This window comes from Trichocoleus sp. FACHB-6, assembly GCF_014695815.1.
Taxonomy (GTDB): Bacteria; Cyanobacteriota; Cyanobacteriia; order Cyanobacteriales; family FACHB-T130; genus Funiculus; species Funiculus sociatus.
Genome location: NZ_JACJOY010000094.1, coordinates 22258 through 48150 on the forward strand (window position 1 = coordinate 22258; position 25893 = coordinate 48150).

Annotated in this window: 17 protein-coding genes; 11 read left to right on the forward strand and 6 right to left on the reverse strand. The window is 44.4% G+C overall.

Annotated features, from left to right (window positions below; all coding sequences use genetic code 11):
• Positions 1–68 precede the first annotated feature (68 nt).
• Positions 69–308 (reverse strand): hypothetical protein, encoded by a 240-nt coding sequence (locus H6F66_RS18030; protein ID WP_190423821.1) that lies wholly within the window; start codon positions 306–308, stop codon positions 69–71.
• A gap of 489 nt (positions 309–797) precedes the next feature.
• On the opposite strand from H6F66_RS18030, the gene H6F66_RS18035 reads away from it, so the two are divergent.
• The 3 genes from H6F66_RS18035 to H6F66_RS18045 all read left to right on the forward strand — a co-directional run bounded on the left by H6F66_RS18035 (position 798) and on the right by H6F66_RS18045 (position 4516).
• Positions 798–1496 carry an OB-fold-containig protein gene (locus tag H6F66_RS18035; protein ID WP_190423823.1) on the forward strand — a complete coding sequence of 233 codons (699 nt, stop codon included), beginning with the start codon at positions 798–800 and terminating at the stop codon, positions 1494–1496.
• Between the two features lie 91 nt (positions 1497–1587).
• Positions 1588–3717, forward strand: coding sequence for a flotillin domain-containing protein (locus H6F66_RS18040; protein ID WP_190423825.1), 2130 nt, complete (start codon positions 1588–1590; stop codon positions 3715–3717).
• Positions 3718–3907: 190 nt separating this feature from the next.
• Positions 3908–4516: a hypothetical protein gene (locus H6F66_RS18045; RefSeq protein WP_190423827.1), complete on the forward strand. Its 609-nt coding sequence runs from the start codon at positions 3908–3910 to the stop codon at positions 4514–4516.
• An 82-nt stretch (positions 4517–4598) separates the two neighbouring features.
• Here H6F66_RS18045 and H6F66_RS18050 read toward each other — a convergent pair whose 3' ends face one another.
• Entirely contained in the window at positions 4599–5165 is a 567-nt protein-coding gene (locus H6F66_RS18050) for a Uma2 family endonuclease (RefSeq protein ID WP_190423829.1), read from the reverse strand.
• A 451-nt stretch (positions 5166–5616) separates the two neighbouring features.
• Between H6F66_RS18050 and H6F66_RS18055 the strand changes: the two genes are divergently transcribed.
• The 5 genes from H6F66_RS18055 (at position 5617) to H6F66_RS18075 (ending at position 10929) form a co-directional block, all read left to right on the forward strand.
• Positions 5617–6780 (forward strand): GuaB3 family IMP dehydrogenase-related protein, encoded by a 1164-nt coding sequence (locus H6F66_RS18055; RefSeq protein WP_190423831.1) that lies wholly within the window; start codon positions 5617–5619, stop codon positions 6778–6780.
• Between the two features lie 276 nt (positions 6781–7056).
• The gene (gene trxA, locus H6F66_RS18060) at positions 7057–7380 is read left to right on the forward strand and encodes a thioredoxin (protein WP_190423833.1); all 324 of its coding nucleotides are present in this window, start codon (positions 7057–7059) and stop codon (positions 7378–7380) included.
• Between the two features lie 314 nt (positions 7381–7694).
• Positions 7695–8762 (forward strand): LOG family protein, encoded by a 1068-nt coding sequence (locus H6F66_RS18065; protein ID WP_190423835.1) that lies wholly within the window; start codon positions 7695–7697, stop codon positions 8760–8762.
• 467 nt (positions 8763–9229) lie between these two features.
• Positions 9230–10189: a glycosyltransferase family 2 protein gene (locus tag H6F66_RS18070; RefSeq protein WP_242018992.1), complete on the forward strand. Its 960-nt coding sequence runs from the start codon at positions 9230–9232 to the stop codon at positions 10187–10189.
• 323 nt (positions 10190–10512) lie between these two features.
• Entirely contained in the window at positions 10513–10929 is a 417-nt protein-coding gene (locus tag H6F66_RS18075) for a hypothetical protein (protein ID WP_190423837.1), read from the forward strand.
• 27 nt (positions 10930–10956) lie between these two features.
• Here the strand turns inward: H6F66_RS18075 and H6F66_RS18080 are convergent, their stop codons facing one another.
• From H6F66_RS18080 to H6F66_RS18090, 3 genes are read right to left on the reverse strand one after another with little or no spacing between them, the layout of a single operon-like run.
• Positions 10957–13290 carry a response regulator gene (locus tag H6F66_RS18080; RefSeq protein WP_190423839.1) on the reverse strand — a complete coding sequence of 778 codons (2334 nt, stop codon included), beginning with the start codon at positions 13288–13290 and terminating at the stop codon, positions 10957–10959.
• Between the two features lie 2 nt (positions 13291–13292).
• A complete protein-coding gene (locus tag H6F66_RS18085) occupies positions 13293–16901 on the reverse strand; it encodes a response regulator (RefSeq protein WP_199294822.1) in 3609 nt (1202 codons plus the stop codon).
• Between the two features lie 54 nt (positions 16902–16955).
• Positions 16956–17756: an alpha/beta hydrolase gene (locus H6F66_RS18090; protein WP_190423841.1), complete on the reverse strand. Its 801-nt coding sequence runs from the start codon at positions 17754–17756 to the stop codon at positions 16956–16958.
• A gap of 999 nt (positions 17757–18755) precedes the next feature.
• On the opposite strand from H6F66_RS18090, the gene H6F66_RS18095 reads away from it, so the two are divergent.
• The 3 genes from H6F66_RS18095 (at position 18756) to H6F66_RS18105 (ending at position 22827) form a co-directional block, all read left to right on the forward strand.
• Positions 18756–19811, forward strand: coding sequence for an acyltransferase (locus H6F66_RS18095; protein WP_190423842.1), 1056 nt, complete (start codon positions 18756–18758; stop codon positions 19809–19811).
• Positions 19812–20598: 787 nt separating this feature from the next.
• Entirely contained in the window at positions 20599–21000 is a 402-nt protein-coding gene (gene psb27 / locus H6F66_RS18100) for a photosystem II protein Psb27 (RefSeq protein WP_190423844.1), read from the forward strand.
• Positions 21001–21324: 324 nt separating this feature from the next.
• Positions 21325–22827: a family 10 glycosylhydrolase gene (locus H6F66_RS18105; protein ID WP_242018993.1), complete on the forward strand. Its 1503-nt coding sequence runs from the start codon at positions 21325–21327 to the stop codon at positions 22825–22827.
• Between the two features lie 409 nt (positions 22828–23236).
• Here H6F66_RS18105 and leuS read toward each other — a convergent pair whose 3' ends face one another.
• Positions 23237–25804, reverse strand: a complete 2568-nt coding sequence (leuS, locus tag H6F66_RS18110) for a leucine--tRNA ligase (RefSeq protein ID WP_190423848.1) — start codon at positions 25802–25804, stop codon at positions 23237–23239.
• Positions 25805–25893: the final 89 nt, after the last annotated feature.

Below are 25893 nucleotides of genomic sequence, written 5' to 3' on the forward strand. Positions count from 1 at the left end.
ATTGCTTATATATATTCAATTTTAAGCTGTGATGAAGCTATAGAACGAGCCAGCCGCAATGATTGCCGTCAAGCAAATTGCCATTCATAGTCCTGGGCTTGCTCGAACAACACCCACCCGATTTCCTCCCAAGGTTGCAGGGGAGTTGGGGTAGAGGGAGTAGCGATCGCTTCATCAAGATTTTCTGCCTGTTCTGTGTCCAAGTCATCAAATATTTCTGTAAGTGCTTCCAAGTCGCGCTCCCTCATAGGCATGGCGAGCTGGGAATCTCTCCCGGCTGGGATTTTTCGAGTAGTAGATGCAAACATGGCGTTCCTGATGAAGATAATTTTTTCAAGCTATGGCAAGCTTCTCCTGCACACATCTACCTAATTAAATAAGTTTATTTTTACTTAGTTCTATCTTTATAAGGGTGCTGAAGATAAAATTTCTCTCTAACAACTTTTAATTCCTTCTTTGGATAGAGGACATTAAAAAAGATTTAATTTTTCCGGTTTTCCCTGACATTGCGGCTAGGCTGGGAATTGTTTTACCTAAGTTAGTAAGAATACAACAGCCAAAAGGAAGAATCTAATTGTGACGAGTGACGCAGGTGGAGCATAGAAAAACCAGTGAGCCAACAACTGAGTCAAACAGTGAGCCGAATAGCCGATACATCTGAAGGGATTATAAAAGTGTAGTCAACAGCTCAGTTGGTTAATGAAGCTCAAGAACTAACTTCTCGTTTATGGATTTTGTGCATAAGTCTTGTAGCTATCTAAGTGCCAGCGCAACTCATTCAACAATACTAAGTATTTATGCTGTTCAACCCAGCTAACTTACCCTACTGGATCTTCCTAGGGATGGGAGTCCTTTTATTTCTATTGGTGATTGTTTCTGGTGGGGGAGACTCCGACGTAGATGCCGACATAGATGCAGACATAGATACAGACGTAGATGTTATCGACGTAGACACCGACACAGATGGTGGCTTCAACTCCTTGGAAATCCTGGGATGGTTAGGCATTGGCAAAGCACCCCTAATTCTATTGTTAGGAACTGACTTTAGCCTCTGGGGTGTCATCGGCTGGATGCTCAATGTCTGGGTTGGCAGCCTCACAGGTCGCATCCCCTACCGTTTTTTTGGATTAGGGGGAGTTGTGTTATTAGGTTCAATGGCAATTAGCTTATTTCTCGGAGGGTTGGTTGCTCGACCGTTGGGGAAAATTTTTGCTTCCTTTGGGGAAGATGTCAGTAGCGATCGCTTGATTGGTTGCATTGGTACAGTCAGTTCTGCCTTTATTCCCCACCAGCACCGAAACAAAATTGGTCAAGTAGATGTAATTGATTCAGCGCGAAATCTCGTTACTATTAACGCCACTTTACCTAATTGGGCAAACGTTCTCCCGCGACGCGGCGAAAAAGTTTTAGTCATTGAACGTTGGGAACAATACTATTTAGTCGTCGCCAAAGATAGTTTGGATCAAGAAAATTGGCTTGAAAATTCACGCAAGTAAGATATTTCTCCTTCCCAGTGTGCGACTGGTAATGAAGTTAAAGATGCTCTGCCTCCTTATCCAGTAAATCACCTTTTTACCAATCAACAATATGCTATTTTGGCTTACTTTCATCCAATCGCTACCGATTGCTAACGTCTCTGAATTAGCACCTAACGATTTGCAAGCAGAGGAAAATATTCCCCTGAATGAGCAATCCAATCTAGTCGCTCAAACACTCCAACCACTTCCAGTACAACCTACAGTTGCCCAACTAGGTAGCGGCATTGTCTTCCCTGGAATTATTGCCGCTTTGGTTCTTTTACTGCTGTTAAGTATTTGGGCGTATACGCGGGTTTATGTTGTTACACCCAACAACGAAGCTTTTGTGAGAACTGGCGGAGTTTTTATTAAAAGTAAATCGGTCATTCTCTATGGTGGTTGCGTTGTTTTACCTGGCTTTCACCAACTTACCCGCGTACCTTTGCGAGAAATTTCCATTGATGTTGAGCGCACCGGGAAGCTTGCTGTTCGTACCCAAGATTACCTCCGGGCAAATATGCGGGTGACGTTCTATGTCTGTATCAATGCCGATGAACAAGATGTTTTAACGGCGGCGGCTAGGCTATCTAGAGCTGGAAAAATTACGCCAGAAGATATTAAGGATGCCCTGGAAAAACGCGCAGATGATGCGATTCGGGCAGCCGCGAAAAATAAGAGTTTAGCGGAGATTGATTCAGACAAAATTGGGTTTGCTGATGCTGTTTTAAATTTAGTTCAGCAAGATTTGAAGAAAGTAGGTTTGACGCTGAACAATATTGCCATTTCAGAAATTGAAGAAAGCGATACCTACGATACGAATAATTTCTTCGATGCTCAAGGCGTGCGACTGCGGACTGAAACGATTCAACGCTCGATTCAACAAAAACGAGAAGTTGAACTAACGACTCAAGTTACCATTGAGCAGAAAGAACTGGATGCCCAAAAGCGATCGCTCCAAATTGAGCAAGAGAAAGAAAACGCCAAACAAGAGCAACAACTGCAAGTAGAAGCACTCAAAGCTCAAAAACAGCGGGAAATCCAAGAATCGAAAGACAGAGAAGCAGCAACCGTGCAGCGTACCAAAATTTTGCAGCTAAAATCCGTTGAAGAAGAAGAAATCCGCAAAAAATTGGGGGTGCAACAAAGCCAAATTGAGGCAGATATTTCCCTAGAGGAACGCAATAAACAACTCAAGGTGGCGCAAGCAGTGCAAAAACAAGAAGCAGAAGTTGCGGAAATAACCCGCCAACGCATCATTCAAGAGGAAGAAATTAACAAAAAACTGGCAGTCCAACAAAGCCAAATTGAGGCAGATATTTCCCTAGAGGAACGCAATAAACAACTCAAGGTGGCGCAAACACTGCAAAAACAAGAAGCAGAAATGGCGGAAATTATTCGTCTACAGACAGTAGAATCCTCGAAATTGCAAGCACAAGTGCAGGTAGCGGAGTCCGAAAAACTGTCAAGAATTGCCCAAGAAGAGGTAGCGGTCGCAGTCGCCAATAAAAAACGCGAAAGCTTTGTCGCCGAGGCACAAAAAGCGAAGGCAGAATCATCTGTGACAACGGCAAGTGCAGTTGAGAAAGCAGAACGGGATAAACAGCTTTCAATTATTGCCGCCGAACGAGAAGCCCAAGAAAAGAGTATTAGCGATCGCAACGTTGTCGAAATTGATGCGTTCCGACGCAGAAGGCAAGCCGAAATTGCCCAGCAAGCAGCGGAACTCGAAGCCGAAGCAATTCGCACCCTAGCAGATGCTAACCGCGACAGAGCCTTAGCCGAAGCCGAAGGGATTCAAGCCCAAATTGCTGCCCAAAATACGATTAGCGACGCTAACCTTACTGCCAAGATTATCACCACAATTTGGCCCGATTTAGCAGACAAACTGCCAGAAATTGTCAAGGCATTGGCACCTCAACCAGGAGTTATCGGCGATGCCCGGATTTACTCCTTCCCCGGCGCAAATGGCAGTAACGGCAACGGTGCAGGTGACATCAACAAAATGTTATTATCCACCAGCGGTTTAGCCTTAATTAACACCTTGCTAGAAGATGGCAAATTAGGCTCATTAATTGGTCAAGTTAGTAGTCTGGTTCGTAGCAACAATGGCAGTATTCCGCCAGAAGCCCTGACCGCAATGATTTCCTCAGTAGAAAAGCCAAGCCAAAATAACAACCAAGACGGTATGCAAACCAGTTAAACCCTCCTTCCAATCCCTCTCCTGTAGAGACGCGATATATCGCGTCTCTTTTCCGTAATTGGGAAGGCGTTTAGGTCTTTTTATCTGAGAAGTACTGGCATACGCACTCTACTTTGGGATGATGCCACTCACAAACGGCTGAGCCAAGTTTGAATGGAATTCTTACCTTGGCGAATCCAGCCACACGACAATGAGACGGTTAATCCTCCCCCTAATAGGGCTGCTGGTGCTTTTCACCTCTAGTTGTACTTCTGAGCGTGTGGCAGCCACCCCAGAACAAGTTATACGCCAAAACAACCTCTGTCCCTCTCCCACAACCCAAGCACAGGACTTTCGCGTGCTGGGTACCCGCCAATGGTCGCAGGGTGTAGTGGTACTCTATAGCGCCATCTGCCCCAGCAGCGATCGCAAGCAAGCACCGCCGCAGATATTTGGTCACAGTGTGCTTGTGCGTCAAGGAAGTGGCTGGGAACAGATTGGTAATGGCAGCGCTGAATTCTTTACGGATCTCCCACAGTTACCGCCAGAGGAGCTGGTATGGTATGCAGGCAGCAACTACTCGAATAATAAAGGTGAGACTTACGCCCTGACTTACGGTAAGGTACTCTCGCCAGAAGTCTCAGCTATCGAAATAACCTTTGATAACGGGAAGATTCTGCGCGACGAAGCCACTAACGGTGCTTTTGTCCTAATATCACCAGGCGCTAATCACAGCTGCCAAATGCGGGTACTGGGTAAGAATAATAAAATACTGCGGCGCATTAATGATGTGAACTTTGTACAAAATAATCGGTGCTAAGCGCTTTTTTGCGAATGCGATCGCGCTTTTGTGGAGAGATGCGAACTGACAAGTCAGCGCTTCGCTATCGCGTTCCATTACCTTAAGCCAGTAATTCGTCAACCGCCACGCTAAAACCCTGTAAAACCTTTTGAGTGCTAACCACTTCACGTGTGGTAAATAAAAATCTTTGCTCTTGAGTAATTACGACAATCCACTTACTTTCAGGCAATATTAGCCAGACTTCCTGACAGCCAGATTGTAGATATTCATTTACCTTCCTAAATACTTCTTCAGCATCATCAGTAGGAGAGATTATTTCCGCAATTAGTGGAAAGCTTTGAGGTAATACAGTAAAGTCTTCCCCAAATTGTGCTACAAGTTCTGGTGTCAGGTAGGCTACATCAGGACAACGCCCCCGTCCCACTGTGCGACAAGATATTTCAGTGTAAACTTCTCCACCCTGCTTAATGGAATTCTTATAATTTATCCAGTAAGCAGCTAGTCTGGCTTGACTTCGACTATGCTTTGCCGTTATGCCCTTTTTTTCTATTAATTGCCCATCCACCCATTCTGTATTATCAGGTGGACTTTGCATCCATCCGTCTAGAGAAATGTGGGCAAAATCACTAATTTTATGTTCAGTTGATTCAATGATTGAACTTATCATCTTTAGTTCATCTTCCTTTATTTTTAAGTATAACTTCACCCTCCCCTATTGATGACTCTCCATTGCTTATTTCACTTTCTCAATTTGCTTTGGTGCTTCCTCCCTAAAAAGTCGAATCGCCTCTTGTAAATTTGTTGACTCTTGTCAGCATCACCCATTTGTTGATAAGTTAATGCAAGTTGATAGTAAGCTTCGGCTAAGTCAAATTTAGCGCTGATTATATCCAGCAGTTCTATTGATTCTGAAGGCCAATTTGTTCGGATATGGCTTGGATAGTTTGCCTGTTAGGAAGCGATAAAGCGATCACATCCCAAATTTTCTTCCATCCTTTGTCAGTCCCTATCCGACGCGATCGCTCCACCCTAACCGGAAATCTTAACCTTACCCCCAGAACAAATTACCCATCGAATTTGATACCCTAACTTAAATAGTCTTGGGAACGGGAAGAAGCGTGGATATTGAAATTGGGCGGGGTAAAACAGCTCGTCGAGCTTATGGAATCGATGAAATTGCGCTAGTACCAGGGAATAGAACCCTAGACCCCAGTTTGGCAGATACGACTTGGCGCATCGGGGGTATTGAGCGAGAAATCCCAATTATCGCTAGTGCGATGGATGGGGTAGTAGATGTCCGCATGGCAGTTCTGCTGTCTCAACTGGGGGCTTTGGGTGTCCTCAACTTAGAGGGAATCCAAACCCGATATGAAAACCCAGAGCCGATATTAGAGCGCATTAGCTCAGTCGGGAAAGAAGAGTTTGTTGCGCTGATGCAAGAACTTTATGCCGAACCGATTAAACCAGAATTAATCGAGCGACGCATAGAAGAAATAAAAAGTCAAGGTGGGATTGCCGCAGTAAGTTCTACCCCAGCAGGGGCAACTAAGTACGGCGAGGTTGTGGCGAAAGCTGGTGCAGATTTGTTCTTCGTGCAAGCCACTGTGGTTTCTACCGCTTACCTGTCGCCAGAGTCGATAACCCCCTTGGATTTGGCACAATTCTGTTTAGAAATGCCCATGCCAGTGATTTTGGGCAATTGCGTTACCTACGAAGTGGCTCTCTCCTTAATGAAGGCTGGGGCTGCTGGCGTGTTGGTGGGAATTGGCCCCGGCGCGGCTTGTACCTCTCGCGGCGTTTTGGGCGTGGGTGTGCCACAGGCAACAGCAGTTGCGGACTGTGCCGCTGCCCGCGATGACTATTTCAACGAAACTGGCAATTATGTCCCCGTCATCGCCGATGGCGGTTTAATCACTGGCGGCGACATCTGCAAGTGTATTGCTTGCGGTGCTGACGGGGTGATGATTGGTTCTCCGTTTGCCAGAGCAAAAGAAGCACCCGGAAGGGGGTATCATTGGGGGATGGCAACGCCAAGCCCTATTCTGCCTCGTGGTACTCGCATTCGCGTAAGCACTACAGGCACTTGCGAACAGATCCTTCGCGGCCCGGCTGCATTGGATGATGGCACTCATAACCTGCTGGGAGCTTTGAAAACCAGTATGGGGACGTTGGGAGCCAAAGACCTCAAACAAATGCAGCAAGTGGAAGTAGCGATCGCGCCCTCCTTGCTAACTGAAGGCAAACTTTATCAGAAAGCACAGCAATTGGGCATGGGTAAATAAACTTAAAGCCTAGTTTTTGGGCAAGAAAATTTTCCGGACTCAACGCCAGAGTACGGGAAAAACTAAAGCCGTCGTCTAGAATAGAGAAAGCGGAGACGCATGTTTCCGTTCACTCCTCACACCACACTCCGCCCGGACTACTGTTCGGGCGGTTCCTTATTTAGGGCAGGAATAATTTATGTCTAAATGTATACGGTTTGAGGGAGAGAATGTCGGTTTTCACTATGATAGAATTGCCTATGAAATAAGAAAAATTTAAGCCAAGGATTTCTAGGGATGTCAGCAGCCGCACAAGTTACAGACGCCTCGTTTAAGCAAGAAGTACTTGACAGTGAAGTTCCCGTTTTAGTAGATTTTTGGGCCCCTTGGTGCGGCCCCTGCCGGATGGTGGCTCCTGTCGTCGATGAAATTGCTCAGCAATACGACGGTCAAATAAAAGTAGTGAAACTCAACACCGATGAGAATCCTAACGTCGCCAGCCAGTATGGAATTCGCAGCATTCCTACTTTAATGATTTTTAAAGGCGGTCAACGGGTTGATATGGTAGTGGGTGCGGTTCCTAAAACCACTCTCGCTAATACTTTGGAAAAGTATCTATAACCGCTCTCTAGGGGCAAAATACTGATAAGCCGCGAATATAGTTGTCTGTATTTTCGGAAATTATGCCCTTATGACATCAGCTGCTTCATCCTGCCTGGATGTCTTGGCTGATGGTTTTTCATAACTAAAGATATGCAAAAGCTAAAAAACCCGTTTTTTTTGGAAAAGATGGGGCTTTATTTTTTAGGTTCTCCGATTGTGTATAGTTCACAAACGGAGAATTCCTAGTATTAACTCCTATAGAAAAATACCCATATCTGCTCTGGGGACGCGAATCTAGCTACAATAGAATGCCGTCCTTGAAGCAAGAATTTATGACCATAACTCCTCCTTCCGATGCGCTTGAGTCGCTTCAGGCAGACGTAGCTGAACTAATTAACAATCTGCCGAACCTGAAACATGGAAAATGGATACAACGCGCCCTGACATTACTGGTGCGATTGGCTGGGGAGGAGATCGATCGCCTGGACTGGAAAATATTGAGCGCTTCTATGCAGGATATGGAGCGAGCATTTCAAGTATTTTATCCTTATCGACACGTCCGCAAGGTGACGATTTTTGGTTCGGCTCGGATTTCGTCGGATAGTCCAGAATACCGCATGGCTGCTGATTTTGCTCGTTGCGTGACTGGATTGGGTTACATGGTGATGACCGGTGCTGGTGGGGGCATCATGCAGGCGGGAAATGAAGGCGCTGGTGCTGAAAATTCATTTGGGTTGAATATTCAGCTGCCTTTTGAGCAGGGAGCAAATCCGTTTATTGAGGGCGACCCTAAGCTAATTCCTTTTAAGTATTTTTTCACGCGAAAGCTGTTTTTTCTGAGAGAAAGCGATGCGATCGCACTCTTTCCCGGTGGCTTTGGTACCCAAGATGAAGCTCTGGAATGTTTAACGCTTTGCCAAACCGGAAGGTCTGGCCCCATTCCTGTAGTTTTAGTTGACCGTCCCGGTGGCGACTACTGGAAAGCTTGGGATGCTTATGTTCGCGAACATTTAGTTAAAACAGGTTTGGTGAGTCCAAACGATCCTAGTCTCTACACGATTACAGATAATTTAGATGTGGCGTGCGAGGCGATTAATAGCTTTTATCGGGTTTATCACTCCAGTCGCTATGTGGAAGAGAAGTTTGTCATCCGCCTCAAGGCTGATTTATCGGATACAGATGTTGAACAGCTGAATGCAGACTTCAGCGACATCTTAGTGAAGGGACAAATTGAAAAAAGTCAGGTATTACCCCAAGAGACAGGGGATGGAACTGAAAAACTGCCTCGCTTGGTTTTGTACTTTAATCAGCGGGATTTTGGTCGTTTGTATCAGATGATTGCCGTAATTAACCGTCTGGGAACTCCTTCACCAGTAGCAGCGCATCCAGAACGCAAGTAAAAATTTGTTAGCACGATTCCCGAAATGCTCTGCGGGCAGCATTGGTAAAATTACCAATGCTTTATTGCTAATTTAGTGGTATTATCCCTATCCTAAAATTTAATTTATCGGAAAGTTGTCGTTAGCCAGCTTTCCGATACTTCATATTTGCCGTTAATCTTCACACGAACTTTAAAAAAGGAATTACTATTTTTGCTTGATCTTTAAGTCAACTTGATAAATTCTTTAAAAAAGTGGTCTAAGATAAGTAGTTACACAGAGAAATTAAAAATTTATTGTCTGTCTAAAGGCTGATTCTGGTAAAAACACCTATAAGAAATCAGTAAATTCATCAGTCTAAGGGATGAAAAAGGGAAATAACGAATTGACAAAATGTGAGATATAAGTTGCGGTTGTAAGCAAAAAATGCGATCGCTCTATTAGCGAAATATAAAGTGACTCGATAACAACCCAGGAGATGCTCTCTAATGATGAAATTCAGCATAGTTATCACTACCTATAACCGTTTACCGTTCCTGCGGCGGGCAATTGAATCGGCACTAGCCCAAACCTTGCCTTGTGAAGTTGTGGTAGCGGATGATTGTTCATCGGATGGTACCCAAGAATACGTTCAGAGTCTGGGCGATCGCGTTGTTTATCACCGCAACCCAGTTAACAGCGGTCACTCGGTCACAGTAAATACTGGGGTTGAGGTGGCAAAAGGAGATTGGGTCAAACTGTTGGATGACGATGACTATCTGGCACCCAACTGCATTGAGGAAATGACCAGAGCGATCGCGCAACGTCCAGGCGCAGTTATTTGCTCTTGCCAAGCTATTCAAGTAGATGTCAATGGCGAAGAAGTCACCCGCACCAAACCGAGTGGCCCAGGCAACGTGTTTTACGTGCCACAAGAGGACATCCACTACGGAATGCTCATGGAAGTAGTTCCTTTTGGTACACCAGTCCAAGTTGCTTTCAAAAAAGAAGCGTTTCGGCAATCAGGAGGTTGGGATTCAACCTTAGATGGAAACTGCGACGACATCGACTCCTGGGTAAAAATTGCTCAGTACGGTGATGCTGCCTTTGTCAATCAGTATCTCACCTTCCGGACATTATGGCCCGGTGGATGCAATCAGAAGTTTTCTCTGCAAAAACGGTTAGAAACAAATATTTTAATCAAAGAAAGAATCTACCCGTTAGTCAATGAAAAATATCGCTCATCCATACCGAAACTTAAAGAAATTCAAGCGTTTCTTAAGCTACATTGGAGCCTGGTAAGTTTAAAGCAGGGCAAAGTCGGAGCAGCTTTGAAAATGGGATATCCAGCTTTACTTTCACCTATAGCCTGGACTTCTTTAGTAAGAGTTGTTTATTCCAAAAAAATCAAACGTCAGTCTCAATATGTGCGGCAAGAAGTTATGCCATACATCGCAGCTTCTACATAAGTTGTAGACGTTGCATAAGCTGTAGGCTATCTTAAATAGGTAAATTGATTAAAATAGAGATGCAAATTATCCTATTTAAGAAACTTTGGCAAGAAAGTAAGAAGCAAATAGCAGCAGATCGTTTTATTATCATATTTAATGGTTTGACTGTATTATTGTTTTTTGCTTTGTCAATTTACGCCAAACTATGGGGAAAAGGTCGAGCAATCGAATTTATATTTGCAGATCCCTTTTCTATAAAACGGCCATACTACGGCTTCTTAACCAGTGTTTCTGAAATTATATGGTGTATAGGAGCTACAACCTGTTTATTCAGTTTTAGCTTGCTAAAAAGTATTCATCCCAAGCGCAAAGGAAATTTATTTATCCTGTGTTCTGCGCTTGGGCTTTTTGCTTTACTAGCCGACGATCTGTTTCGGATTACCTTAATTTTGAATGGAACCGCTGGTGTACCTAAAATAGTGATGTACTTAGTTTATGGTGTCGGCGCGATCGCTTATGGCTTTCTCTTCCGGCACCGACTCGTATCGACCCCCTATATTCTGTTGCTAGTTGGTGGTTTGCTGTTCGCTATTTCTTGCATAGTAGATGTCCTACCCATCCAAGGACAGGGAACTCCGGCAATGCTAGAAGACGGAACTAAATTATTAGGAATAATTAATATTACTTTTTATTTTTGGCACGTATGTTGCGATGAAATCTTGCATGGGAAGTATGGCATACGTGTTTTTAAAGGATAGAACCAGGCGAGAATTAGGAGTTTTACATTACCTGCTAATAACCTCATTTAAAGATTGCAACAACTGTTGTGTTGTGTAGGGTTTTGACAAAAAGTTTTTAATCCCCAAGTTAGCCACTTCAGTAACTCTCTCCTTGGACGCTAACCCACTGACAGCAATAACTTTAACTTGTGGGTTGATTTTTTGTAAAGTGCGAATAGTTGTTGGCCCGTCCATAGAAGGCATCATCATATCGAGTAATACAACACTAATTTCCTCTTTGTGCTGCGCGTACACTAAGACTGCCTCAATTCCATCACTAGCAGTTAAGACTCGATAAGCATATGTTTCTAGGGATGTTTTAGTAACCTCAGCAATTGAGGCTTCATCATCAACAACAAGAATCAACTCTCCTTGTCCATTAGGCAGTTTAGATTCATCTTTTTCCACTTGCTGCACTTGCTTCGCCTGGACGGCTGGCAAGTAAACCTTAAACTCTGTGCCTTTTCCAACTTCGCTATATACGTTTATAAAACCGCCATGACTTTTGACAATCCCAAGAACAGTTGAAAGGCCCAGCCCCGTACCTTTGCCAAGCTCTTTAGTGGTAAAAAACGGCTCAAAAATTCTATCCAAAATGTCAGAAGACATTCCCACTCCAGTATCTGAAACAGTAACAACAATGTGGGAACCAACTTTGGCACCCGCGATCATTCGGGCATAATTTTCATCAACAATAATATTTTCAGCACAAATCTTTAGAACCCCGCCATTTGGCATAGCATCACGAGCATTGACGCAAAGATTCATTAATACTTGATGCAGTTGCGTGGCATCTCCAGAAATAGTCCAAAGCTCTCTTGTCTGGATATCAGTACAGAGTTGGATTGATTTAGGAAAAGTTTCTTGGACAATTTTTTTCAGCTCAAGAATTAGATGCCCTACTTGAATAGTTGTACGCTCACCTTCGATTCCTTTCGCAAATGACAGCACTTGCTTAACCAAATCAGCGCCGCGTTTAGTATTCGTTTCTAATATAGAAAGTAGGTGTTTACTTTGTTCGTCTTGGAGTTTTAGTTGCAGCAGTTGAACTGACATCAAAACAGGTGCCAGCACATTATTCAAATCGTGGGCAATGCCACTAGCAAGAGTTCCTAAACTCTCTAGGCGCTGGCCTCTGAGAAACTGCCTTTCTAGTTGTTTTTTCTCTGTGATGTCAGTGTTAACAATTAAAACGGCTTTTGGTTTCTCCTGGTCATCTCGCACTAAAGTCCAGCGGCTTTCGACAATAATTACCTGACCGGATTTCGTAACTTGATGCAACTCACCATACCACTCTCCGTAGGCAAACAAAATTTCGCTATATTCTTGAAGTTGGGATGGCGTTTGCTTGTACAAAAGCTCATTGGTGTTTTTTCCTACTGCTTCCTCTTTATTCCAACCGTATAGACACTCAGCACCTTTGCTCCAAAATAAGATTTGGTTTTCTAGATTTTGCACAATAATAGCGTCTGTGGCGATATCCAGTAGGGCAGCTTGTTCGCGAATTTTTTGTTCTGAGTGCTTGCGTTCGGTGATGTCCATGTCAATTCCGGTCATCCGCACTGGCACGGAGCCGGTTTGGTTGTAATAAACTTGGCCTTTGGTTGCCACCCAATGAAGGCTACCGTCAGTCCAAATAACGCGGAATTCAATGTCGTAGTCCGCACCCTGCTCTAGGGCGCGTTGCACAGCTTGAGTTACTAAATTTCGGTCTTCAGGATGAACGCTCTCTAGAAAGCCTTCATAGGTGGCTTCAAATGAGCCAGGAGCAAGCCCCAGGCTTGCCTCAGTGTTAGAAGAGTAAACAACTTTGCCGTTTTCGATGTCCCAGTCCCAACTACCCATTTGGGCGGCTTCCAGGGCTAATCTCAGTCGCTCCTCGCTGAGTCGCGTGCGTTCAGTCTGCTGTTGTAATTCGGCTGCTGCGCGACTAGCTTGCAGGAGACGACGTACACGCTGGCGCAGAACTGCCCAGTGGATGGGCTTAGTGATGTAATCGATGGCACCTGCTTCAAATGCTTGATCGACTGATTCTTGATCGTCAAGGGCAGTGATCATTAGTACGGGTGTGTTCTCGCCTCGCGCCGCCGAATTATCTTTGGAAAGTGTATTTAGTAGATGACAGCAGGTAAAGCCATCCATAACTGGCATCATGGCATCCAACAGCACAATATCTGGGCGTAGGCGAGTGTAGGCGGACAACCCTTCTTCTCCGTCACCTGCCTCTGCTACTTGATACCCTGCTTGTTCCATCGCTTTGCGAAGTTGAATGCGCGTGAATTTGTCGTCGTCTACGACGAGGATCAGGGGAGTATCTTTATTTTGTTCAGTGCTGTTCATCACTAATTCTGCTGGCGTTCTATTTGCAAAGCCGCTTTGACCCTTTGATATTCAGTTTCCAACTGAGGCAATTTTTCTATTCCACTTTCAGTATTACCACTACGACTGATTATTTCTAACTCTTTGCAAAAATTGGAGAAGGTTATTGCTCCTAGTGTTGCACTGCTTGATTTGAGAGTGTGGGTTGCCTGTCGCAATTGTGTAGCATTTCCTTGTTGGAGTGCTGTTGCGATCGCGCTGATTAGTTTTGGCGTATCTTCAAGGTAGCAATCAATCATCTCAGCTACAATCGAGCCGGAATTTTCACCAATCATTTTGCGGAATGATTGCATTACCTTGGCATCAATGGCATTGGGGGATTCGGGAATTGGGGATTGGGGATTGGGGATTGGGGATTGGGAATTCTTACTCTCCGCCTCTCCCCAGTCCCTTGTCCCCAGTCCCTTGTCCCCAGTCTCTTGTCCCCAGTCCCCAGCTTCTTTAGGTTGACACTTGCTTATGGCTGTAATCAGTGCTTCTATCCGGATGGGTTTGCTAACATAGTCGTCCATACCTGCATTCAGACACTCTTCGCGATCGCCTTGCATGGCATTGGCTGTCATCGCAATAATGTAAGGGCGATCCTTGCACCATTCCTCCACAATGCGGCGAGTTGCACTCAAGCCATCCATTTCTGGCATCTGCACATCCATCAGCACCACGTCATAAGACTGGCGGCGTAAAGCTTCCAATACTTCCAATCCATTGTTAGCTATATCTGCTTGATAGCCAATTTGTTTTAGTAATTGTAAAGCTACCTTTTGATTCACTATATTATCTTCAGCCAATAGAATTCTTAGGGGAAACTCTACCCCTAGTTGGGAATTTATCTGAGGGATGTTAGAGCGAGAAGGCTTTACTTGAATAGGCTGTTGCGCTAAAACATTGCCTAATACATTATAGAGATGGGATTGTTTTACTGGCTTAGTTAGGAAAGCTGCGAAATCTACAGTTCCAGAGACAGGATTAATTATTTCTGATCTATTGATAGAGGTCAATACGATTAAGGGTAATTTTTCGTAATTAGGCAACTGGCGAATTTCTGCCGCTAAAGTCATACCATCCATTTGTGGCATCTGCATATCCAGAATTGCCATATCAAATGCTTCCCCGAACTTTAGCAATTCCAAAGCTTGAAAGCCTGATTCAACTTCTTTGGTTAGCATTCCCCAAGATTGTGTTTGTAGCCTCAAAATTTTCCGATTTGTAGCATTATCATCTACAATCAGCACTTTTTTACCATTCAACCGAGGTGGTAAATTATTACTACCAATGAGTGCGGAATGGGGATATGATGCAGCAACTATGGTGAAATAAAAAGTAGAACCAATCGATTTTGGATGGTGGGGAATTGGGAATTGGGAATTGGGAATTGGTAACTCGCCCACTTTCCCCTCCTCCCCAGTCCCCAGTCCCCAGCCCCCAGTCAATGTAAAATCTTTAGGGGGATTTCCAGCGATCGCGCCTTTACTCTCGACCCACATCTGACCGCCCATTATTTCGCACAGTTGTTTACCTATTGCTAAACCTAACCCTGTTCCTCCATACTGGCGAGTTGTGGAAGAATCCACTTGACTGAATGACTGGAAAAGACGGTCGATTCTGTCTGGGGGAATACCAATTCCTGTGTCTGTGACAGCAAATTGAATTTCGTATTTTTGTTTGTTGTCCGTTAACGTTGTCAAGTTGTTAAAACCTGATACGTGTTCAAGAGAACTTGACAATTCCGAGTCAATTAACAACGGACGACTGGCCACTGACAGAACAACTTCCCCTGTCTGTGTGAACTTGACCGCATTACTTAGTAAATTTATTAATATTTGGCGTAATCGAGTCGCATCACCGACAATTGATATAGGGACTTCCGGATGAATTAAATAGGCTAATTCAATACCTTTTTCTGCTGCTTTAAAAGCTACTAAATCAAGAGATTCTTCAACACAATTTCTAAGAACAAAAGAATGTTCTTCTAACTCCAGTTTCCCTGACTCAATTTTAGAAAGGTCGAGGATGTCGTTAATTAGTGTTAGTAACGCATCGCTACTGTTCTGGGTTGTTTCCGCGAAATCACGCTGCTGTTCGGTTAACTCTGTACCAAGTAGCAAACCCGTCATACCAATGATGGCATTCATTGGGGTACGGATTTCGTGACTCATATTGGCTAAAAATTGGCTCTTGATGCGAGTTGCTTCCTCAGCAGCAGCTTTTGCTTTTTCTAATTCCTGATTCGCCTCGGATAATTCCAGGGTGCGTTCAATTAGAGCTTGCCGTGCGAAATAACGCTCAGTAATATCATCTAATATCCACAGACGACCGGGTACATCGCGTACCTTGGTTGGTGTACTAGAAAGGCTCAAAACTTTGGGCTGCGGTTTATTAAAAACCCAATTCCAGTTACGAATTACAGCTTGAGGTTGGGAGAAAAACTGGGCCGCCAGTGCCATAATTTCCGCTTGATTATCAGCGCTGGTACGCAATATAGCCATTGCTTGCGCGATTGCTGGTGGTTCTACAGCGCCGGGAGAAAGTTCCAGTTGTTCGGCGGCTGCTTGATTGACCCAGCCTTGTTCGCCACTCTCATCAACAAAAACTACTCCTTGATGGATTGTCTCTAGCATGGCACCAAAGCGTGCCTGTAGCTTATCCAGGTTTAAGGTAGTATCGCAGAACTTGATCAGGGTGCCTAACTCGCCAAGTAATGACTCGATAAATTGGCGCAGATTTGAGGAAATGTCAGTTTGACGATGCCAAATCAGTAGGATAGCACCCCGGAATGCTCCCGTCTTATCCGAAGTTAGGGCAGGTTGGAGTGGGAGTATAGCTAATGACTTAGTGCCTTGGGCTAATAAGACATGAGATGCGCCGGGGGTTGCTTTGTAGTCTGTATAGTAGAGGCAACAGTTTTGCTCTAGTGCCTCTGCAAACAAGCTGGGAGTTGTAACTTGATTGGGGAGAGCCTTTGGAGGTATACATACCAAGGCTTCAGCCGTGACATCATCGAGTTGGCGCAGCGCGATCGCTGCATCTGCACGAGTTAAGGAGTGCAGTAACTCTAGGGCTTGCTCAAGCAGTTTATCGGGTGTAGCATTTGTCTGATCATCCGTGAGTTTAGCCAGCAGGGATTGAGAAGCCAACCGCCACTCAATGCCCCGCAGGAAAGAGCCAAAGTTAGTACCGAATACAGCCGCGCTACCCAGTTCTATTGACTGACGCAACAGCCCTAGATCGCGCAGCAGCGCTACGATTAGGGTCATAAGCCCCACCGATAGAGCAACGCGCCAGTTTTTTAGCGGTGACAGCGTGCATAATGTCAAGATCACTGGGGCAAAAAGCTGTCCGGGTGTCCATCCCGATCCCACGCCTAAGCCGACAAGAAAGAGCGTTAGCCATAGTAAGGCTGGTCTAAATGTCGGTAGCCACTCAGGAGCAGGACGCAGTAGTAACGGCGACCAAAGACGATTTAGAATTAAGCGGCGAAACATGGGGAAAGGTGCTGCATCTAGCGGCATATCGCAACGAGTAATGCTTATGCCATTTTGGATTTTGAATTGTAGAGATGGGAAAATTCGCATCTCTACCAATATTTAGCTAAAAAAGTCAAAGCGTTACAAGTCTCAACCTAAGTATTATGCAGCTATGCTATCAGCGATCGCATTCGTTACCACTTCGGGGGCGCTGATATGCGGTAAGTGTCCCTTGGCGTTGATGTTCACTAGCTTACCTTTAGGAATTTTATCTGCCAGATACTGACCGACTTGGGTTGGCACAGCAATATCGTCACTCGCCTGGAGAATCACCGTTGGTACAGTTAATCGAGGCAACTCGGTTCTATGGTCAGACTGGAAAATCACGCGAGAGACGGCTTGGGCGATGTCCGGACGGACAGCCGCAAGGGTCTTGGCAAATTCTGCCGCCAACTCAGGTTGATCCTGGGTAGCCATTGCTATAGGAGCAAACCCAGCCGCCCAAGCATAATAGTTGGTTGACATGGAGTCATAAAGCGCATCCAAATCAGACTGCTCAAAGCCGCCGTAATATCCCATATCATTGAGATAACGGGGAGAGGCATCGAGAAAAACCAGCTGGCTGAAGCAATCAGGCTCTACCAATGCTGCCAGCAAGCTTACCATTCCACTAACAGAGTGACCAACCAGGATGCTCTTAGTTAGCTTTAACTCAGCACACAGATCCAGCAAATCTTCTGCATAGCTGTAGAGACTTGTGTAGCGGCGCGGACTATAAGCTCCAAAATCTGACTTACCCGCGCCTACATGGTCGAACAGTACGATTCGGAAATCAGACGCAAAAGTTGCTACCTGGTGTCTCCAGGCTGTCTGATCGGAGCCGAATCCGTGGGCAAAGATGATTGTGCGATCGCCCTGACCCACAATATTGACATTATTCCGCTGCATGATGCTAGTTGCCATCGGTCGGTACTCCTGTCTCCATTATCTAAATACACAGTCCGAAATGCTCGCCAGAAAAAGGTTATATATAGTAGCTGACGGCGTGACAAAACACCTTAAAACCAATCCTCTGTAAGCCTTTCAACCTTATTATGCAAGAAAAGATACATATGAATTTGAAGCTTTCTCGCCTGCAAAATCCCATTTTCCACTGGTGTTAGTTCTAAAATCGCTTTAATTTTTTCAAGGTTGCTCCTCTAAAATCCTTGTTCCATAAGCTTTTGTTTCCTACGTGTCCCCACTTTAACATTTGGAATAGTAAAAAGATTATTTCGACTTTCAATCCTCCTAACTCAAAAAAAATGATGCTTTTGCACAACTCATTTAGGGTTGCTATATCTTATGTTAATTGTTTTTATCTACAACATTTTGTTAAATTATAACTGGAGCAACTACCTTTTAAGTATCCAATAAACACCTAAAGTGTCAGTTAAATCTAGGTATTTATTGGTAGCACTGAGTTAGATACTGAAGGCGGTTACATAGACCCTGAACCGCTTGATAGCATTCACTCACACCTATTGCAATACCTATAGGAGTCTTCACCGGCGCAATCGCCAAAAGGGGATTATTAGGGTAAGGTTCCGTTTACCACAAGGCATATGTAATTAGTAAGTACCGGATATAAAATCAGCATAAGTGCGACACCTCTAAAACACTATTTTTTGTTATTTATACCGTTAAAATTTTTTCAACCGCCCTATCTATAAGATTTGTTGAAAAACATAAAATTTTATTTTAAACAAATAATAAATAAAAATAGGTAATATTATTTTTAGGGGTTTGTTAATTCCCTACAAATTCCATAAAGTATATCAACTTTAAGTAATTTTACGTAGATTTGATTGATGACCCTTATTCTATTCTAAAAATTACGAGTATTTACTGATTCTAAATTCAATAATCTTCAAGATAATCTTAAGTAAACAAAAAACTAGCTCTTAAAAAGGCTGAGTCCTGATGACAAAGCGATTACTAACGTTCGATTTAATGAGGGTTATTGCTATCTTTATCATTTTGTTTCACCACTTAACTGATTACTCATTCAATTTTTACAACCTTCAATATTTTGGGATTGCTCTTGATTTATCTCCTTGGCACGAGCTAAATCCCCATCTTGGACTTGGAATGTTTTTGTTCTTATCGGGATATTTACTCAATCGTAAAAATATAAACTTTTCCGGCTTCAAAGATTCAAAAAACTTTCTGAGCAACAAGCTTTTGAGAATTTTACCTCTTTACTATTTAGCATTAATTTTATTTTTTTACATTGATAAACCAGACAGTCTTATCGAAATCGCGATCCATACTATTGCCCTACAGCTCATTTTTGTATCACATTTTCCAATTCTAAAAACCTTGTGGTTTGTGGGATTAATTATGGTTTATTACCTAGCCTTTGCGTTGGTAAAAAATAGAACATTAAATTTATTATACAAGATAGCTATTGTAGTTATTCTTCCGCTTCTAATTTTGTTCTTAGGAAGATATTATGGATTAACAGATGTCAGGTTGGCTAACTACTACTGGGTTTTCTTTTTCGGTACTTTATGTGCAGAAACTAATTTATTTCAGCAAAAAATATGGCAAAAGATAAAGTTTGTAATCCCTTTATCTTTTGTAAGCATTTTTATCTTCATGTATCATTTGGAAGATACTTTTGGACTGTATAAAATTAATTTGCTTCAACGCCATCTTTTAATTACTGTTCTTTCAATTTCGTTTTCGCTCTTTATATATCAGATTTCTGATGCAGTAGCCAAAAGTATCAAATCAAAGAAGATGTCGCAAGCAATAGAGTTAGTTGCCTATTCTTCATACTGTATGTTTCTGTTTCATCGACCTGTGTGGTATTTCCTAGGCAAGATTCATAAAGAAATATTGGCATTAGATAATCCCTATGTAAATTTAGGAATTGCAACAATTATTGGAATACCGTTAATTGTGGGAATTTCCTTTGGATTACAGAGCTTGCATGATAAGTATTTTGTAGGATTGTTCCGTAAAACGGCATAAGCCTAATAGTAGGTGGCAAACTTGGGAATGTGACAGTTATGGAGCAAAAGCTTATCAAACCAGGATTTTAGAGGAGCAACTATGAAAAAATTAAAGTGATTTTAGAACCAAGACTAACAGAAAATAGGATTTCCCAAGCAAGTTTAGGAAAAATTAAATCAATGAAGCTTACAGAGAATTGATGTTAAGGTGTTTTGTAATTTCTCAGATATAATAGACATCTCCAAAAGCTAAATTTGAATTTCTGGAGAACTCTAATACTGCTGTCAAAGCATCAATTGCTAACAGAGAGCATAAAAAAAATATGCAGCTTTTGGGATGCTTTGACTGAAAATATTTTAAAAAACAAACACTAGGACTTACGCATTGACAGAAAATCCCAAATATGAGATATGAATTTCAGGAATTCAAAGTTTATTTTTTGATGATCGCTACCGCTCAAAGGATGATTGAAAAAAGCCTAAAATGATATATTTATGTTAATGCACAGAATCGTGAATTTGTACAGTGCGTAACTCTTAAGTATGTCCTAATCTTGCATAGGTTTAAGAATTGTTGATGCTCGTAACTGGATCTGAAAATACCGCGAGGCATAGCAGTTAGTGTATCGCCGCTAGGGTTGATGGAGCTGTTGACTTTACGGCTCACCTCACAGTTATGGCATTAGCCGCTTGTGTAAATCAGTACAACCAGAGTACAAATCTCAAATCTAAAATTTTAATGGCCCCAATTCGGGATAGGATTAACTCTGATTTTGCTTTTCTATCTCGTTTGGCGAAAAATACTTATGAAGCGCTATTTATCACGTCTGCTTGCCATTGTTTTAGTTTTTGCGATCGCTATGACGGGCTGTTCCTCAAACAGTGCAGTCGGCTTGAGTGGAGATTACCGCTCTGATACATTGGCATTGTTGCAAAATTTGAGAACAGCCATTGAATTACCAGAAGGTACACCAGACAAGGCAGCAGCTCAGGCACAAGCGCGTCAGACAATTAATGATTTTGCCTCGCGCTATCGGCGGGATAGCTCTGTCATCAAGCTGAGTTCGTTCACAACTATGCGAACCGCTTTGAACTCCCTCGCCGGTCATTACAGTTCTTATCCTAACCGTCCTTTGCCGGAAAAACTCAAGAATCGCTTAGAGCAAGAGTTCCAGCAGGTGGAAACTGCTCTCAGACGAGGATCTTGAAGTAAAGGCTCTCATGCAAAAGGAAAAAATGAAGTATTCTTTTTTTGCATGAGAGCATGAGAGTCTTTATATGCTTGGAGCGATCGCCGCAGTGCTTCAAACAGTTAAGACGCGGCAGCTAGCGCTGCTTGCTTATAGGTGCATATCTACTAAATGCTTATATTTCTCGGAAAAACTTTTCCAAAATCTGTATAAAGTCAATCAAAAAGTGCTGTTATGATGCTTTTTCAGTGAAAGGGAATGATGACACCTTATTTCCCACCTTTCGTCTGATAAACAGACACATATAACAGTTCAATGAAATTGGTGTATAGGAGGAAGTCCTTGACTCAGGCATCGCTAAAGTTGCCGCAACAGTGGCGGCGTCTCTATCGCGGCTTGGTCGCGGCAGTGCTGACAAGTAGTAGTCTTGTCAATCTGTGGTTGGTACAGCCAGCCGAAGCTCAAACAAAGGCATATTGCCAATTATCAGCAGATGCGATCGCAGAAAAAGAAAGCCTGCGCTCCTCAGCCTTAAAGGGAAACCCAGATGCTCAAACCCGCTACAAAGCGCTCTTGAAAAAACACGCAGAGCGTTTGCAGCAATGTCGCTCTCAAACCTGGCCCCGCACTCAGGCAATTTGGCTACGCCTGTATCCATGCGATATCCGTCAGGGTGCCCTCGATGAACTTATGGATCGTCTGGTTAACCGAGGCTACAACCAAGTTTATGTGGAAACCTTTGCTGATGGTCAGGTGTTGTTGCCCGTCGCCGAAAACCGCACTCCTTGGCCTTCCGTAGTCCGAACCCCTGGTGCAGAAAAAGTTGACTTATTAGCACAAGCGATTAACAAAGGGCATGAGCGGGGGCTGAAAGTTTACGCCTGGATGTTTAGCATGAACTTCGGCTACTCCTACTCTCAGCGAAGCGATCGCCAAGAGGTTTTAGCTCGTGACGGCAAGGGACAGACCAGTTCCTTGGTTGTCGAGGATGGCTCTCAAGTCTTCATAGATCCCTACAACCCCCTAGCCAAACGAGATTATTACGACCTGGTGCAGGCTATGGTTCGCCGTCGTCCGGATGGGGTACTTTTTGACTACATTCGGTATCCACGGCAGGCAGGTGCCAGCTCTGTAGTTACCAAAGTCCAAGACTTGTGGATTTATGGAGACGGTGCGCGAGAAGCTTTGTATCAACGCGCTCTTAACAATAAGGGACGAGATTTAATTCAGCGTTACTTGACAAAAGGCTTTATTCGTGCAGGTGATGTTGCCGAGGTGGATAAGCTTTACCCGCAGGAAGGATCGCCGCTTTGGCAGGGACGTAAACCCCCGGATGAGGAAATGAAAGCCACCCCTGGTCAGCGTCAACCATTGCTGCAATGGGAGCTGTGGCAATTGAGTGTTGCCCACGCTGCTCAAGGCGTTCTGGATTTTATAAATTTAGCCAGCCAGCCTGCGGCTAGGCAAGGAATTACCACCGGGGCAGTGTTTTTTCCAGAGGGGAACCAACCCATCGGACAGGGAGGTTATGATTCCAGAATCCAGCCTTGGGATCGGTTTCCGGCTTCTATGGAGTGGCATCCGATGTCCTACGGAACCTGCGGCAGCACCAACTGCATTGTCTCCCAAGTTCAGCGAGTCTTGAGCCAGGCACCGCCGGGAACTCAGGTTCAACCAGTATTGGCGGGAGCCTGGGGAAAGTCGTATAATTCTCGCCCATCGCTAGAAGAGCAGATGCAGGCAATTCGCTCTGGAACCCCACAAATTAACGCAGTGAGCCATTTTGCCTTCTCCTGGCAAGAACCGGAAGTAGATCGCGATCGCAAATCCTGCGGTTCCCGCTAAGTTACTCGTTCCTGGGTTGCGGCCTGGGAACGAATAACCAGCGCTCTGCTAATATCCAAATGGTTTTAGCCGCGAGTGGCTCTACTGGTACGATTCCAACTCTAACCGTTTCCCGGCACCAGAGAATGTTATTCAACAGGAGCGCCAACGAGCTAAAGTTGAACGCCAACGCGCTGACAGGGCTGAACAACAGCTTGCCGAATTAATGGCTAAGTTACAAGAGCGAGGCATCGATCTCAAAGAGCTTTAGAAAGAGCGATCGCTTTTCATATTAGTGGTTAACGCTTCCTTCTACCACGGCTTTAACTTATTGTCAATCAGCAATTCTCATTCCCAGACTCAGTCTGGGAATGAGTCGGAAGAGAACTTTTCTCGTTCCCAGGCTCAGCCTGGTGCCTCCACCCTAAACCTACGCCACCACAAAATTAACCAACTTTCCAGGCACCACAATTACCTTTTTAATCTCCTTACCCTGGATATGCTTCAAAGCCACCTCTGACTCACGGGCATACTTCTCCAAAGCCTCCCGACTAGCATCAGCAGGCACTTGAATCGCCCCGCGAGTTTTCCCCATAATCTGAATCACCAGAGTAATTTCATCAACCACCAAGGCATCGGGGTCAACTTTAGGCCAGGTTTGCAAGTGTACTGACTCAGTGTTACCTAAATTCCACAACTCATCAGCAATGTGAGGAGCAAAAGGTGCCATTAACAAAATCAAAGTGTTTATCCCTTCCGCATACACAGGAGAATCTTTGCAGATGGCATCACTAAGAGCATTACTTAACTTCATCAACTCAGAAACCGCCGTATTGAATTGATATTCGCCCTCTAAATCTTCCGTGACAGCTTGGATAGCATTGTGAATTGCTCGTCGCAAATCTTTTTCAGGTTTTGTTAGTTGTCGGTTGTCCGTTGTTTGTTGTAAAGACGACTGACTGCTGATAAACTCCGCAACCAAACGCCACACACGATTTAAAAAGCGGAATTGTCCCTCAACGTCAGCATCATCCCATTCCAAATCTTTTTCCGGAGGTGCCTTGAACAAGGTAAACATCCGCGCCGTATCTGCACCGTACTTGGCGAGAACTTCCAACGGATCTACACCGTTGTACTTCGACTTCGACATTTTCTCATAGAAGACTTCCAACGGTTTACCCGTTTCCGGGTCTTTTGGGGCTGTCGGGTCTTTTACCTGTGCCGCTGGAATATACTTACCAGTCTCAGGATTTTTGTAAGTTATACCTTGAACCATCCCTTGAGTTAGCAAGCGCCCGAAGGGTTCGTCAAAATTCAGCAAGCCGCAGTCTCGCAACACTTTAGTAAAGAAGCGCGAGTAAAGCAAGTGCAAAATTGCGTGTTCAATTCCGCCTACATACTGGTCTACAGCCATCCAGTCGTTTGTCTTCGCCTTGTCGAATACCTGTTGTCTGTTATTAGCGTCGGGATAGCGCAAGAAATACCACGAGGAATCGATAAATGTGTCCATCGTGTCTGTTTCCCGCTTTGCTTGTGTTCCGCAACTCGGACAAGGCACGTTTACCCAATCCATCCCAGACAAAGGAGAAGCACCGCGTCCGGTAAATTCTACATTTTCCGGCAATACTACTGGTAAGTCTTCGTCCGGGACTGGCACTATACCGCACTTGGGACAGTGAATGACCGGGATAGGCGCACCCCAGTAACGTTGTCGGGAAATTAGCCAATCTCGCAAGCGATACTGTATCCGCGCTTTCCCGAAACCTTGTTGTTCGGCGTATTGAATAATCGCTGACTTGGCTTCGTTTGAATCCATGCCATTGAAGATGTCAGAATTAACTACAACTCCCGCCTCGGTATAAGCTTCTTTCAAATTTATGGGTGTATCAGCTGCATCAGCAAGCACAATTACCACGTTGATTGGCAAATCGTTTCCATTCGCAAACTTGAAATCCCGAACATCGTGAGCGGGTACGCCCATCACCGCGCCCGTGCCATACTCGTACAATACATAATCTGCGATCCAAATCGGAATCTCTTCGCCAGTGAAGGGGTTAATCGCCTTACCACCTGTAGGAATACCGCGCTTTGGCTTATCTTCGGCAGTACGTTCCAACTCAGTTTGGTTAGAAACTTCCTGAATAAACGCTTCTACAGCCGCTTTCCGTTCTGGAGTAGTAACCTTGGCAGTTAAAGGATGCTCTGGTGCCAATACTACGTAAGTAACACCATAGACAGTATCGGGACGGGTAGTGAAAACACCAATTTTTTCATCCTTCCCGACAATCGGAAATTCTAAGTAAGCGCCAACAGATTTACCAATCCAGTTAGCCTGCATCAACTTTACACGCTCAGGCCATCCGTTCAATTTGTCCAAATCGTTGAGCAATTGCTCGGCATAATCGGTAATCTTGAGGAACCACTGCCGCAACAACTTGCGCTCAACTTTGGCACCGGAACGCCAAGAACGCCCTTCGTTATCAACTTGCTCGTTTGCCAATACTGTCTGGTCGATGGGATCCCAGTTGACGGCGGATTCTTTCTGATAAGCTAGTCCGCGAGAGAAAAATTGCAAGAAAATCCACTGCGTCCACTTGTAATAGTCGGGAGAACAAGTGGTTACTTCGCGACTCCAGTCTATAGAAAGCCCCAACTGCTGCAACTGACGCCGCATCTGAGCAATATTTTGATAAGTCCACTCTGCCGGAGGAACGCCCCGGTCAATGGCGGCATTTTCCGCTGGCAAACCAAAGGCATCCCAACCCATCGGATGGAGTACGCGATACCCTTGCATCCGCTTGAGTCGGGCAATCACGTCTGTGATGGTGTAGTTGCGGACGTGTCCCATGTGCAGGCTGCCCGATGGATACGGGAACATGGACAGGGCGTAGAATTTCGGCTTGCTGCTGTCTAAGGAGGGGGTTTTATCTAAGCCTTGTTCTATCCAAGTCTGTTGCCACTTTTCCTCTATTGCTGCTGGGTTGTATCGGGACTCCACAACGAAAACTCCTAACTCACTTAGCGATCGCTTCTGTTTCGCTATTGTGGCATATACTGTTACCCTGATGCTTGCATCTCTCCTGGTTA